The following is a 12,607-nucleotide window of genomic DNA, read 5'->3' on the forward strand; positions in this document are numbered from 1 at the left end:
ACTACAATCCATTGAATTTTTCTATGACCATTTCTTTATCTATGTTTAATATTTTATTTTTATTTATTTCTTCTATATTAAACATGTAGTCTACAAATATTTTTTCACAGAAAGAACGTAATCCTCTTGCTCCTAAACCTAATTCAAGGGTTTTATCTATTATAATGTCTAAAACTTCATCTGTAATCTCGATGGATATTTGATCTAAATCAAACAGTTTTTTATATTGTTTAATTAAAGCATTTTTCGGTTCTATTAATATTTTTTTTAACATGATTTTGTCTAATGAATTTAAGTAAGTAATAATAGGAAACCTTCCTATAAGTTCAGGAATCAATCCGAATTTTCTTAGGTCATGCGCGGTGATATTCTTCAAAAAATTTTTTTCATTTTTGTTTTTTTTATTAGGATTAATGAATCCTATAGAAAATTGATGAATTCTATCAGATAAAATGTTTTCTATTCCGTCGAAGGTCCCTCCAGCTATAAATAAGATATTTTCCGTATTAATTGATATCATTTTTTGATCAGGATGTTTGCGTCCTCCTTGTGGTGGAACGTTAATAATTGATCCTTCTAGAATTTTTAACAAAGCTTGTTGAACACCTTCTCCAGATACATCTCTGGTGAGAGATGGATTATTTTTTTTTCTAGATATTTTATCTATTTCGTCTATAAATACAATTCCTTTTTCCGCGGAATTTACATCGTAATTTGCTGATTGCAACAATCTAGTTAAAATAGATTCTACATCTTCTCCTACATATCCTGCTTCTGTTAATGCTGTAGCATCTGCTATGGTAAAAGGAATTTTTAAAAGCCTAGAAATACTTTTAGCGAGTAATGTTTTTCCCGTTCCTGTATTTCCTATCAATAGAATATTAGACTTTTCTATTTCTACATCATTATTTTCTTCTTTATTATTAAGAAAATGAATTACACGTTTGTAATGATTATATACAGCTACAGATATAACCTTTTTCGCTTCATTTTGTCCTATCACATATTTATCTAAAAATTTTTTTATTTCTTTTGGTTTCTTTATTTCTATTATTTTTTTTTCTTCTACATTTTTTTTTTCTTTTTCTGTAGAAAATTTCCTGTGAATTATGGAGTATGTTTTTTCTATACAAAAATTGCAAATATGACCACTCACACCTGATATGAGGAAAGTTATTTCATTTTTTCTTCTTCCACAAAAATTGCATTTCAATGAATCTTCCATAAATTTTTCAAGATTCCTTTTACATAAAAAAGGAGCAAGCGAATCTACATCACATCGCTACTACCTAATTACCTTTGCTGTGTTCCCACCCTGGAGGATTTGACTAGGGAGCTGATTGTGTAGAACTTGCTCCAAGTTTGGCAAATATAAAAAAAATTATAAATTCTTTTTTATTCCAAGTTTTCAATTCGATATGAATTTTTTCTAATGAAATCTAATGAAATTATAAAATACGGAAGAGTTTTTTCACAACATTTTTTATGGAAACAAAATATGTTTTTGTTACAGGAGGAGTAACTTCTTCCTTAGGAAAGGGAATTGTATCTGCTTCTTTAGGCATGTTATTAAAGCATAGAGGTTATAAAGTCACAATTCAAAAAATGGATCCTTATTTCAATATAGATCCAGGAACCTTAAATCCTTATGAACATGGAGAGTGTTTTGTAACTAGTGATGGAGCGGAAACGGATCTAGATTTAGGACATTATGAACGTTTTTTAGACCAACAAACAACAAAAGATAATAATGTGACATCTGGGATGATATATAAAACTGTTATTGATAATGAAAGAAAAGGAAATTATTTAGGAGAAACCGTGCAGGTCATCCCTCATATAACTAATGAAATTAAAAAACGCATTAAAAAGCTTGAAAAATCCAATGATTATGACATTATTATTACTGAAATAGGAGGTACAGTAGGAGATATAGAAATTCTTCCTTATATCGAGACTGTTCGTCAGTTGAAATGGGAATTAGGAGAATCCAATGGATTGGTTATTCATTTAACTTTACTACCCTATATATCAGTAACTGGAGAAATCAAAACAAAACCTACACAACATTCTGTTAGAAATTTAATGGAGAATGGAATTCAAGCAGATATTTTAATTTGTAGAACAGAAAAACATATATCTAAAAGTATTCGTAATAAATTAGCTTTATTTTGTAATGTGAAACCAGAGAATGTTATTGAATCTATTAATACTAAAGTTATTTATGATATTCCATGTTTATTACATGTACAAAATTTTGATAAAGTAGTTTTAAATCATTTAAATTTGTCTACTTTGATTACTCCAAATTTAAAAAAATGGAAAGTTTTTTTGAAGAAACATAAAAATCCTAAATGTAGGATAAAAATTGCCCTAGTTGGAAAATATGTTTCTTTGCGTGATTCGTATAAATCTATTACAGAAGCGTTAATTCATGCTGGAACAGAAAATGAAACTTATGTAGATATAAAATGGATTTATTCCGGAATGATCAAAGAAAAAAATATAAAAGAATATTTTGAAGGAATTTCTGGAATTTTAATTACTCCTGGATTTGGAAATAGAGGGATAGAAGGAAAAATACTAGCTGCAAGATATGCTAGAGAAAATGAAATACCTTTTTTAGGTATATGTTTGGGAATGCAAATAGCAGTAATAGAGTTTGCTAGAAATGTATTGAAAATACAAAAAGCAGAAAGTTCTGAAACTAATCCAAAGACATCTCATCCAGTTATTAGTTTAATGAAAGAACAAAAAAATATAATGCAAAAAGGTGGGACAATGAGACTAGGAAATTGGAAATGTTCTTTAATAGAGAAATCTAAAATTTTTTCTATTTATGGAAAGAAAGAAATTTTTGAAAGACATCGTCATAGATACGAGTTTAATAATGCTTATTTAGAAAGTTTTTCTAATGCTGGAATGAAAGCCGTGGGAATAAACCAAGAAACAGGTTTAGTAGAAGCGATTGAATTAGATAATCATGTTTTTTTCTTAGGAGTTCAGTATCATCCTGAGTATAATAGTACAGTAACTCATCCTCATCCTTTGTTTACTTATTTTGTACAAATTTCTAAAAATCATAAATCATTTGATTATCATTATGTATGAAGGAAAAAAATTTGGATTATAATTCTACAATTGGTTTATTTCTTATATTGTTAATCTTGACTGTTTTTACATATTTTAACACATATAGCGATAAAGAATTTATATCAAATAGATTTCCAGAAAAAAGAGTTTCCTTATCTGATAAATCATCTTTCGTTTCAAAAAAAAATACAAAGAAGGATTGTGTTTTAGAAAATGAAGTTTTAAGACTAAGGATCTCTAGTTTAGGAGGAATGATAGATGAAGTTTTTTTAAAAAAATACAAAGCTTATGATTTGACTCATTTATCACATAATAAAAATCTTTACTTAATAAAAGATTCTAGTTTTTTATATAAAATGATTTTTTGGGTTAATTCTAATAATAAACATTCTAAGAAAAATTTAATCACTACAAACTCATTGTATTTTCATCCTTTTTTTTTTCAGAAAAGAGGAAAACTTATAATTCTTATAATGAGAGCTCATAATCCTTATGGTGTAGGTTTTATAGATCATATATACACTTTAAGTGAAGGAGCCCAATACCATGTAGGCTTTTATGTACGAACAGTGAATTTATTTCCTGAAAAAGGAAATAAAACTATTTCAATTAATTTAGAACAAAAAGTTTTTTCCCTAGAAAAGGATAGAAATTGGGAAAATTCTTACACACAAGTTTATTATTCTTACAAAAAGAATTCTCATTCCAAGATTCAATTTTTATCCGAAAAAAAATCGGAAGAAAAAAATATATATAATTTGAATTGGGTAGCTTATAAACAACAATTTTTGCAACAATTTTATACCAAAAAACCTTTAAAAGATTTTTTTATACGTTCTGAAAATTTTTCTTCAGGAGTTTTTTTAAAAAAAATTCAATCTAATATTTTATTAAAGATAAAAGAACATGAAGAAGTAAATATCCCTTTTCAATTATATTTTGGACCTATAGATTTTTCTTTATTGAAAAAGTTTGATCAACAAATAGAAAATATTATTCCATTTGGTTGGGGTTTTTTAAAATGGATTAATAAATATTTCTTTTTGGCAATTTTTCAATTTTTAGAAAAAACAAATTTGAATTATGGAGTAATCATTATTTTAATGACAATTGTAGTGAAATTAATATTATCACCAATAACCTATAAACAATATAAGTTAAGCGCTATGATGAAGTTGATTCGTCCAGAAATTGACGAGATTAATAATAAATTCAGGAATTCGGATCCATTAAAAAAACAAAGGGCTATGATGGAATTATATCAAAAAGCAGGAATAAACCCAATGTCTGGATGTTTTTCTGCTCTATTTCAGATTCCTATTTTTTACTCCTTATTTAAATTTTTTCCAACTTTGATTAATCTCAGAGGAAAATCTTTTTTGTGGGTGGATGATCTCACTTCATATGACTCTATTTTAGAGTTACCATTTTCTATTCCTTTTTATGGAAGTCATGTGAGTTTACTTACATTATTGTATTCATTTGCTCTTTTAGTTTATACAAAATTAAGTAATAACGTAGGCAGTAATGATACTTTAAATAATCAAAATAATGCATCCGATATGCCTTTTATATTATATTTAATGCCTATCATAATGCTTTTATTTATAAATAGTTATGCCTCTGGACTTTCTCTTTATTATTTTATATCTAATATTATTAATATTGGTTTAATTTTCTTTATTAAAAAATTTTTGTTAGATGAAAATAAGATTCGTCAGAAAATTCAAGAAAATCAAAAAAACCAAAAAAACGCCATTATTGGAAATATAGAATAAAAGAAATCATGAAAAAAAAAAGAATGGAAAAAATTTCTGATTTTTAAAAAATCAATTGTACTTCTTTTGAGAAAAAAAAATTTTTATTCTTGTTAAATTCAATCACTAAATTTCCTCTTCTTGTTATATTTCGAATAATTCCTTTAGAAAATCCATTGATTTCACAATGAATATTTTTTCTTATATAGAAAAAAGAGATTTTATCTTTCATATAAAGATGATTTACGTAATAATCTCTTATATCCGATTCTCCGTGAATTGTAAAAAGAAAATATTCTTTTTGTATGGAATAAATTATGTTATAAAATAATTTGTCTAATTCAAAATCCTTGTTAAGAATCTTTTTTAAAGAAGAAGCTTTAAATTTAGAATTAAATTTTAATTGATTAACATTTAATCCTATTCCGATAATTGTTGTATGTATTTTCTTATTAAGAACTTTATTCTCAATTAGTATTCCTCCTATTTTTTTGTTCATTAGAATAATGTCATTAGGCCATTTAATCCAAATGAATTCGCTATAACTAAATAAAGTTTTATGAATAGCGTTACTTACAATCATATTCATTACATATCCTTTATCAATAGATAAGGGAATCGATTTAAAAAAAATGCTGAAAGTTAAATTTTTTTCTTTTTCTGTTTCCCATAAATTATTACCTACTCCTTTTCCATTTGTTTGATGCATGGACCAAATAACAGTCCAGTTATTCATACATTTTGAAATTTTCCTTTTTATGTATTGATTAGTAGAATCTACTTTTTGTAGAAAAATTAAATATATTGGCCAAATAAATCTTTTCAAAATATTTTATGTTGAAAAATTTAACTTCTTTAAAGTGAAAACCTTATTTTTGTTTTTGAGTTAGTTAGTAAAAAACGCTTAACAAGTAAATTACTAGAATATTTCTACTAAAAAAATCCGTTTTGCTATTAAAAAAAATTATAGAAGGGATTCAAATAGTAAAAGGTGAAGATATTTCTGTTTTAAACTTAAAAAATAGAAATAATTTTGTTTGTGACTATTTTGTTGTTTGTAATGGAGAATCTAAAAATCAAGTTTATGCTATATATAAATCCATAGAAAAGATTACAATTGAAAAGTTAAAAAAAAAACCCTGGCATATAGAAGGTTTAAAAAATAGAGAATGGATATTGATAGATTATGTTTCTATTGTTGTACATGTTTTTCAAAAAAGAGTCAGATTATATTATAACATAGAAAATATTTGGACAATAAATTTATAGCCATGCTTGATTTATATTTAAATAAATGAAGAAAACCTATGATAGATAAAAAAGTAAAAAGTAAAAACAACTTTTTTTGGATATATGCAATTATACTAGCCATATTTCTAGGGATATTTTTCTTTAAATCTTCTTTTTCTAATCCTAAAAAAATAGATCAGGACACTTTTTTTGATATTCTTATGAAAGGAGAAGTACAAAAAATTATAGTAAAACATAGGGAAATTGTACATGTTTATTTAAAAAAAGAATTTTTGCCATCTCATGATATTCTTCATTCACCACATGATATAATAAAAAATGATCGCAAAAAGAAGTTTATTTCGCATCCTTTACAATACGAATTTGAAATAGGAGATTTACAGTTTTTTCAGAAAAAATTTGAAGAATATAAAAAAAAATATAATCTGGATACTCTTATTGATTTTAAAAATCAACAAGAATATACTATTACAAAATTTTTTTTTGATTATGGGATATTCTTTATTTTGCTGATTATCTTCTGGGTTTTTGTTTTTCGTAGAATTGGAGCTACTGGAGGAGGTCCTGGAGGGCAAATATTTAATATTGGAAAATCTAGAGCTAAGTTATTTGATGAAAATGATAATGTGAAAATCACATTTAAAGATGTTGCTGGTTTGGAAGGTGCCAAAGAAGAAGTACAAGAAATTGTAGAATTCTTGAAAAGTCCTCAAAAGTATACTAAGTTAGGAGGAAAAATTCCGAAAGGCGCCCTTTTAATAGGACCGCCTGGAACTGGAAAAACTTTATTGGCAAAAGCTGTAGCTGGAGAGGCAAAAGTTCCTTTTTTTTCCTTATCTGGTTCTGACTTTGTAGAAATGTTTGTAGGAGTAGGAGCTTCTAGAGTAAGAGATTTATTTGAAAAAGCAAAAGATAAATATCCCTGTATCATATTTATTGATGAAATAGATGCCATAGGAAGAGCTAGAGGAAAAAGTAGTATAGCAGGATCTAATGATGAAAGAGAAAACACTTTAAATCAGCTACTTACAGAAATGGACGGATTTGGGACTCACACAAATGTTATTGTGTTAGCTGCTACAAATAGATCTGATATATTAGATAAAGCGTTGCTTCGTCCAGGTAGATTTGATCGTACTATATTAGTAGATCTTCCGGAATTGAATGAAAGAAAAGAAATATTTCGTGTTCACTTACAAAGGCTTGTATTATCTAATAAAGTTGATATAGTTTTTTTAGCTAAACAAACCCCAGGATTTAGTGGAGCAGATATAGCAAACATTTGCAATGAATCGGCTCTTATCGCAGCGAGAAAAAATAGATCCAAGATAGAAAATCAGGATTTTTTAGACGCCATAGATCGTATTATAGGAGGACTGGAAAAAAAGAATAAAATAATAAAACCAAATGAGAAAAAAAGAATAGCTTATCATGAAGCGGGACATGCTACTGTAAGTTGGTTATTAGAACATGCGGCTCCTTTAGTCAAAGTGACTATTGTCCCAAGAGGAAAATCTTTGGGATCCGCTTGGTATCTTCCAGAAGAAAGACAACTTACCACTCCAGAACAAATGAAAGACGAAATTTGTGCTCTATTAGGAGGGAGATCTGCAGAAGAAGTTATTTTCAGCAGTATTTCAACAGGGGCATTGAATGATTTGGAAAGAGTTACAAAACAAGCACAATCTATGGTAGCTATTTTTGGGTTAAATGATAGAATTGGAAATATTTCTTATTATGATTCTACGGGGCAAAGTGAATTTTCTTTTTCAAAACCTTATAGTGAAAAAACAGCACAAATCATAGATGAAGAAATCTCGAAAATTATTGCTGAACAATATCAAAGAGCAAAAAATCTATTAAAAAGTAATGAAAAAAAATTATCTATGCTAGCTAATGAACTTCTAGAAAAAGAAGTGATCTTCAGGGAAGATTTGAAAAAAATTTTTGGAGAAAGACCTTTTTCCGAGGATTTAGGAGATATTTTTACTTCAGTAAGTAATCTTCCTTCTTCTTAAAAAATATTGTTAATGAAGAAAAAAAAGAAATTAGACTTTCTGATAAGATTTTTCACCGGATTGATTTATGTTTTTTTAATCATTTTTTCTATAAAAGAAGGAGAAAAGATTTTCAGAATTGTGATGATGATATTATCTTTTTTTTGTTTATTTGAATTTTTAGTTATTTTAAAAACGAATACTTTTTTGATTAAAATAGCTTCATTTTTTATACTTTTTTCTATATTTTTAGATTTTTTAAGAAAAGAAGGTTTAATTTTATATATTATATGTTTTATTCCTTATTCTATAATATTTTTTACCATTCAATTATTTTCTAAAACTTCTTCTCATAAAGAAAAAATCACACAAATCAGCCATTTAATTTTCGGTTTCGTATACATAATTATACCTTTTCTGTTGGCTTCTTATATATATACTATATATGGAGGAAGAAAATTAATTTTGGGAACTTTTATTTTAATATGGACTAATGACACATTATCCTATTTAATAGGAAAAAAGTGGGGAAAGAGAAAAATAGCTGTATCTATATCTCCTAAGAAATCTTTGGAAGGATTTATAGGAGGTTTATTTTTTTGCTTGATTTTTGGTTTCTTTTTATATAAGATATGGGGGGAAAAATATTGGTTCATTTTAGCTATTTCTATCCCTATCTTTGCAACTATTGGAGATCTAGTAGAATCTACTATTAAAAGATCTTATAGTGTCAAAAATTCAGGAATCTGGTTTCCTGGACATGGAGGATTTTTAGATAGATTAGATAGCTTTATATTTGTAATACCTATTATAGCTACAATAGCTGCTGGGGTTACTCATTTTTTATAGTAAAAGAATTTTTATGATTCATAAGGAAGGTTTTCCTTTTTTAATCTATGCATTAATTCTAATATTAATAGGGGTTTCTATTTCAGCTATTTTATTCTCTAAGTTTCTTAATTTATTTATTTTTTCATTTTCTATTATGTTGTATTGTTTTCTTATTTCTTTTTTCAGAAATCCTAAAAGAATAATATCTATAAGTCATTATAAAGATGAAAGTAAAGTACTTTCTCCTGCTGATGGAAAAGTCATAGGAATAAAAAAAACTTTGGAAAACGAATTTATAAAGAAAAAATGTATATGCATATCTATTTTTATGTCTCCTTTTGATGTTCATATAAATAGATTTCCAGTATCTGGAAAAATAATTTATGCAAAATATCATCCAGGAAAATACTGGTTAGCATGGGATAAAAAAGCTTCATTAAATAATGAACGTACCACTACTGTGGTAGAAACGAGAACAAAAAAAGAAATCCTATTTCGACAAATAGCAGGATTTTTAGCCCGTCGTATAGTTTTTTATGCAAAAAAAAATTCTCTAGCAAAAAAGGGAGAAGAATTTGGATTTATTAAGTTTGGATCCAGAGTAGATATTTATTTGCCGTTAAATACCTTTGTTCTCATAAAAAAAGGAGAGAAAGTAATTGGCGGAAAAACTGTTATTTCTATTATTCCACAATAATAATTCTACTCCTTTTTCTAAATCTAATCTTCTAACAAAAAGAGAAAAAATGTTTCATTTTACTTCTTCATAATCCACATCCTGTACATTCTCATTTCCTTTGTTTCCTTTATTATTTTTTTCTTCATTTTCAGAATTATCTGTATGACTCTTTGTTTTGGAAGCCGCGTAGATTTCTTGCGAAGCATTTGTCCAAGCTTCGTTTAATTTTTTCATACAAATTTCAATTTTCGAAAAATCTTTTTTAGAATACGCTTGTTTTAATTCTTCCAAAGAATTTTCTATATTTTTTTTATTATTATCAGATAATTTATCTCCATAATCTTTTAATTGTTTTTCTGATTGAAAAATTTGATTATCTGCGACATTTAATTTATCTATTTCTCCTTTAATTTTTTCATCTTTTTGAGCATTTTCTTCTGCTTCTTTTTTCATTTTTTCTATTTCATCTTGACTTAATCCAGATGAAGTTTCAATACGTATAGATTGTTCTTTTCCTGTTCCTTTATCTTTTGCGGAAACATGAAGTATTCCACTGGCATCAATATCAAAACTTACCTCTATTTGAGGGGTTCCTCTAGGAGCAGGAGGAATATCTACTAAATCAAATCTCCCTATTTCCTTATTATCATTAAACATAGGTCTTTCTCCTTGTCCTACTCGGATAGTTACTGCAGACTGATTATCTGCTGCTGTAGAAAAAACCTCTGATTTTTTAGTAGGAATAGTAGTGTTTGATTCAATCAGTTTCGTAAAAACACCGCCTAATGTTTCAATTCCTAAAGATAAAGGAGTTACATCAAGTAACAAGACGTTTTGAACATCTCCAGTTAAAACACCTCCTTGTATAGCCGCCCCAATAGCAACTACTTCATCCGGATTAACCCCTTTGGATGGTTTCCTTTGAAAAAAATTTTCAACTCCTTCCTGAACCTTAGGAATCCGAGTCGATCCTCCTACCAAAATAACCTCATCAATATCTTTAGTAGTTAGTCCAGCATCCTTCAAGGCTTTAGTACAAGGATTAATGGATCTACGTATTAAATTCTCAGACAATTGTTCAAATTTAGCACGAGTTAATGTAAGAACTAAATGTTTTGGACCTGATTCTGTAGCTGTAATGTATGGTAGATTAACCTCTGTTTGAGTAGAAGAAGATAATTCAATTTTTGCTTTTTCTGAAGCTTCTTTTAAACGTTGTAATGCCATAGGATCTTTTCTTAAATCTATTCCTTCTTTAGATTTAAATTCATTCGCGAAGTAATCTATGATAACTTGATCAAAATCATCTCCTCCTAAGTGAGTGTCTCCATTAGTAGAAAGAACTTCAAAAACTCCATCTCCTAATTCCAGTATGGAAACATCAAAAGTCCCTCCTCCTAGATCATATACCGCTATTTTTTTATTTTGATTGTTTTTATCTAATCCATATGCCAATGCAGCCGCAGTAGGTTCATTAATAATTCTTTCTACTTGTAGTCCAGCTATTTCTCCTGCTTCTTTAGTAGCCTGTCTTTGAGCGTCATTAAAATATGCAGGAACAGTGATCACTGCTTTATTCACTTCTTTTCCTAAATAATCCTCAGCAGTTTTTTTCATTTTTTGAAGAATCATAGCAGATATTTCTTGAGGAGCATATAACCGATTTTCTATATCAACACGAGGTGTATTATTTCCTCCTTTTACTACTTTGTAAGGAACATGTTTTAATTCTTCCGTTATTTCAGAATACATCCTCCCCATGAAACGTTTGATCGAGAAAACAGTTTTTTGTGGATTTGTAACTGCTTGTCTTTTTGCAGGATCTCCTATTTTTCTTTCTCCACCTTCTACAAAAGCTACTATAGATGGAGTAGTTCTTTTTCCTTCTGAATTAGGTATAACAACAGGATCATTTATCTCCATGACGGAAACACAAGAATTTGTTGTTCCTAAATCTATTCCTATAATTTTACTCATTTTTATTACATTTTTTTCATATAAACTTTCACACTCCAATCATTATGCCATAATGAAGTTATAGAATCTATGACAAAAATAAGCTTTTACATCAATAAAGAAATTGAGTTTTTATATGACAAAAAGTCACTAATATTAAATTTTTTTTGAAAAAATCTTATATTACAGTTAAAATTGAAAAATGGATTCGTTGAGTTTTAAAACTATTTATGGGAAAAAAAGTTCTGTTGAGGAAAAAATTTGGGTGATAATGGATGCATCTCATCAGTGTCTTGGACGTTTTTCTTCAAAAGTAGCATTAAGAATACGAGGAAAACATAAACCTAGTTTTTCTCCAAATGTGGATTGTGGGGATCATGTTATTGTGATTAATTCTGAAAAAATTAAACTAACTGGAAAAAAATGGAATTACAAAAAATATGTCCGTTATACTGGTTATCCTGGAGGAAAGAAAATTTCCTCTGTAAAAGAAGTTTTTAATAAAGATTCAAGATTATTAATCTACAAAGCGGTTAAGGGGATGCTTCCAAAAAATCGTTTAAGACATCAAATAATTAAAAATCTTCATATTTATCAGGGATCAGAGCATAAACATCAGGTACAAAAACCTATTTTAATCAAATAAACTTTTAAGAATGATAATACATTCCATAGGAAGAAGGAAAAGATCTCTTGCTAGAGTATACTTAGAATCAGGAGAAAAATTATCTATTTCAATAAATTCTAAAAACTTAGAAAATTATTTTCCAAAAAATGTTCACGGAAAAATTTTGTATCCATTAAAAAAAATAGATAATAAAAAATTTAACATAAAAATTAAAGTTAATGGAGGAGGTTTTAACGGTCAAGCTGAAGCTATTCGTTTAGCTATATCTCGTGCTCTTTGTAAATTGGATTCAAATAATAGAAGCTTATTAAAAGATGAAGGCCTTTTAACTCGTGATTCTAGAGAAGTTGAAAGAAAAAATTTGGTAAAAAAAAGCAAGGAAAAAATTTCAGTTTTCAAAACGTTAGAAAATCAG

10 protein-coding genes, 1 other RNA gene and 1 pseudogene are annotated in these 12,607 nt (G+C 27.5%); 8 read left to right on the forward strand and 4 right to left on the reverse strand.

The window, feature by feature from the left end; all coding sequences use genetic code 11:
- Window position 1 precedes the first annotated feature (1 nt).
- Together clpX and ffs are read right to left on the reverse strand one after the other, a co-directional pair.
- Window positions 2–1,225: an ATP-dependent Clp protease ATP-binding subunit ClpX gene (clpX, locus tag BLBBOR_RS01100; protein ID WP_015370610.1), complete on the reverse strand. Its 1,224-nt coding sequence runs from the start codon at window positions 1,223–1,225 to the stop codon at window positions 2–4.
- A 29-nt stretch (window positions 1,226–1,254) separates the two neighbouring features.
- An RNA gene (gene ffs, locus BLBBOR_RS03200) (signal recognition particle sRNA small type) lies at window positions 1,255–1,357 on the reverse strand.
- Window positions 1,358–1,485: 128 nt separating this feature from the next.
- On the opposite strand from ffs, the gene BLBBOR_RS01105 reads away from it, so the two are divergent.
- A complete protein-coding gene (locus BLBBOR_RS01105; protein WP_015370611.1) occupies window positions 1,486–3,111 on the forward strand; it encodes a CTP synthase in 1,626 nt (541 codons plus the stop codon).
- Window positions 3,108–4,871 carry a YidC/Oxa1 family insertase periplasmic-domain containing protein gene (locus BLBBOR_RS01110; RefSeq protein ID WP_015370612.1) on the forward strand — a complete coding sequence of 588 codons (1,764 nt, stop codon included), beginning with the start codon at window positions 3,108–3,110 and terminating at the stop codon, window positions 4,869–4,871. Before BLBBOR_RS01105 ends, BLBBOR_RS01110 begins: the two co-directional genes overlap by 4 nt.
- Window positions 4,872–4,914: 43 nt before the next feature.
- Here BLBBOR_RS01110 and BLBBOR_RS01115 read toward each other — a convergent pair whose 3' ends face one another.
- Window positions 4,915–5,586 carry a biotin--[acetyl-CoA-carboxylase] ligase gene (locus BLBBOR_RS01115; protein WP_235043237.1) on the reverse strand — a complete coding sequence of 224 codons (672 nt, stop codon included), beginning with the start codon at window positions 5,584–5,586 and terminating at the stop codon, window positions 4,915–4,917.
- Between the two features lie 212 nt (window positions 5,587–5,798).
- On the opposite strand from BLBBOR_RS01115, the gene rsfS reads away from it, so the two are divergent.
- From rsfS to BLBBOR_RS01135, 4 genes are read left to right on the forward strand one after another with little or no spacing between them, the layout of a single operon-like run.
- Window positions 5,799–6,119, forward strand: a complete 321-nt coding sequence (rsfS, locus tag BLBBOR_RS01120) for a ribosome silencing factor (RefSeq protein WP_015370614.1) — start codon at window positions 5,799–5,801, stop codon at window positions 6,117–6,119.
- A gap of 38 nt (window positions 6,120–6,157) precedes the next feature.
- A complete protein-coding gene (gene ftsH, locus BLBBOR_RS01125) occupies window positions 6,158–8,119 on the forward strand; it encodes an ATP-dependent zinc metalloprotease FtsH (RefSeq protein WP_015370615.1) in 1,962 nt (653 codons plus the stop codon).
- Between the two features lie 12 nt (window positions 8,120–8,131).
- The gene (locus BLBBOR_RS01130) at window positions 8,132–8,947 is read left to right on the forward strand and encodes a phosphatidate cytidylyltransferase (RefSeq protein WP_015370616.1); all 816 of its coding nucleotides are present in this window, start codon (window positions 8,132–8,134) and stop codon (window positions 8,945–8,947) included.
- A 13-nt stretch (window positions 8,948–8,960) separates the two neighbouring features.
- The gene (locus BLBBOR_RS01135; RefSeq protein ID WP_015370617.1) at window positions 8,961–9,626 is read left to right on the forward strand and encodes a phosphatidylserine decarboxylase family protein; all 666 of its coding nucleotides are present in this window, start codon (window positions 8,961–8,963) and stop codon (window positions 9,624–9,626) included.
- Between the two features lie 54 nt (window positions 9,627–9,680).
- On the opposite strand, the gene dnaK is transcribed toward BLBBOR_RS01135, so the two are convergent.
- The gene (gene dnaK, locus BLBBOR_RS01140) at window positions 9,681–11,585 is read right to left on the reverse strand and encodes a molecular chaperone DnaK (protein WP_015370618.1); all 1,905 of its coding nucleotides are present in this window, start codon (window positions 11,583–11,585) and stop codon (window positions 9,681–9,683) included.
- 181 nt (window positions 11,586–11,766) lie between these two features.
- On the opposite strand from dnaK, the gene rplM reads away from it, so the two are divergent.
- Entirely contained in the window at window positions 11,767–12,210 is a 444-nt protein-coding gene (rplM, locus tag BLBBOR_RS01145) for a 50S ribosomal protein L13 (RefSeq protein WP_015370619.1), read from the forward strand.
- Between the two features lie 10 nt (window positions 12,211–12,220).
- Window positions 12,221–12,599: pseudogene (rpsI, locus tag BLBBOR_RS01150) on the forward strand (30S ribosomal protein S9).
- Window positions 12,600–12,607 lie beyond the last annotated feature (8 nt).

Origin of the sequence: Blattabacterium sp. (Blatta orientalis) str. Tarazona, from assembly GCF_000334405.1 — a bacterium.
In the GTDB taxonomy this organism is placed as follows: Bacteria; Bacteroidota; Bacteroidia; order Flavobacteriales; family Blattabacteriaceae; genus Blattabacterium.

What these genes read in the sequence shown, in the direction of transcription:
- clpX (WP_015370610.1), bottom strand. Translation starts at nt 1,225, where the DNA reads ATGGAAGATTCATTGAAATGCAATTTTTGTGGAAGAAGAAAAAATGAA.
- BLBBOR_RS01115 (WP_235043237.1), bottom strand. Translation starts at nt 5,586, where the DNA reads ATGAATAACTGGACTGTTATTTGGTCCATGCATCAAACAAATGGAAAA.
- BLBBOR_RS01110 (WP_015370612.1), top strand. Translation starts at nt 3,108, where the DNA reads ATGAAGGAAAAAAATTTGGATTATAATTCTACAATTGGTTTATTTCTT.
- BLBBOR_RS01130 (WP_015370616.1), top strand. Translation starts at nt 8,132, where the DNA reads ATGAAGAAAAAAAAGAAATTAGACTTTCTGATAAGATTTTTCACCGGA.
- rplM (WP_015370619.1), top strand. Translation starts at nt 11,767, where the DNA reads ATGGATTCGTTGAGTTTTAAAACTATTTATGGGAAAAAAAGTTCTGTT.
- dnaK (WP_015370618.1), bottom strand. Translation starts at nt 11,585, where the DNA reads ATGAGTAAAATTATAGGAATAGATTTAGGAACAACAAATTCTTGTGTT.
- BLBBOR_RS01135 (WP_015370617.1), top strand. Translation starts at nt 8,961, where the DNA reads ATGATTCATAAGGAAGGTTTTCCTTTTTTAATCTATGCATTAATTCTA.
- BLBBOR_RS01105 (WP_015370611.1), top strand. Translation starts at nt 1,486, where the DNA reads ATGGAAACAAAATATGTTTTTGTTACAGGAGGAGTAACTTCTTCCTTA.
- ftsH (WP_015370615.1), top strand. Translation starts at nt 6,158, where the DNA reads ATGATAGATAAAAAAGTAAAAAGTAAAAACAACTTTTTTTGGATATAT.